An 882-nucleotide genomic window follows, 5' to 3' on the forward strand; every position below is an offset into this window, starting at 1 on the left:
AAACAATGAGCTAATTATCACCTCAAGCCTAGGGATTACACTTTTCCCCGACGATGGTGACAGCTATGAAAAACTACTCAAAAATGCCGACATGGCGATGTATAAAGCAAAAAATGCGGGTAGAAATAACATTCAATTTTATAACGAAGAAATGAACAAAGAGATGCAACGACAATGCGAAATTGAACAAGCATTGCGGACTGCCATCAACACAAATCAATTTGAGCTTTATTATCAGCCCATTATCGACATCAATAATGGAGAGATCGTTGCACTTGAGGCGCTCACCCGATGGAATCACCCGAGCAAAGGAATATTACTTCCGGATGACTTTTTAAGCATTGCGGATCAACAGGACTATTGCAGATCATTGGAAAATGGGCATTTAACCAATTATGCATTGAAGCAAAATCAATCGAGAAAGCTTGTGGTAAACAACTTTCTTATGCGTTCAATCTTACTCGCAAACAATACAACCACCCTAGTCTGCTGAATATGCTTAAAGGAGCCTGCATAGAGCACAGCTTTAATCCCAATCGTCTAATACTAGAGCTGTCAGAGAACACTCTTGCTCAATCTAGTAGCGACACCATTAAACAACTCAAAACACTCAAGAGTTTCGGTTGTGTCATTACTATTGATGGCTTTGGCGCGAACTCATCATCGCTAACGCAGCTCGACAGTCTCCCCATCGATATGATCAAACTCGATCGACAAACCGTAGCGAGTTGCCTGCACAACAAAAAGAACAAACTTGTTATTGAATCTTTGCTCGCGATTGCCAAACAACTTGGCATAAAGAGCTTTGCATCCGGCGTGGAAAACCTGTCGCAAGAATCATTTTTGCAGAGAAATCACTGCCAATACGTGCAAGGGTTTATG

At 41.4% G+C, this 882-nt stretch carries 1 pseudogene; it reads left to right on the plus strand.

Annotation, left to right across the window (positions count from 1 at the left end):
- Positions 1-34: 34 nt before the first annotated feature.
- A pseudogene (locus tag A3739_RS30940) lies at positions 35-882 on the plus strand (putative bifunctional diguanylate cyclase/phosphodiesterase); the annotation flags it as partial.

The organism is Oleiphilus sp. HI0067 (genome assembly GCF_001635735.1).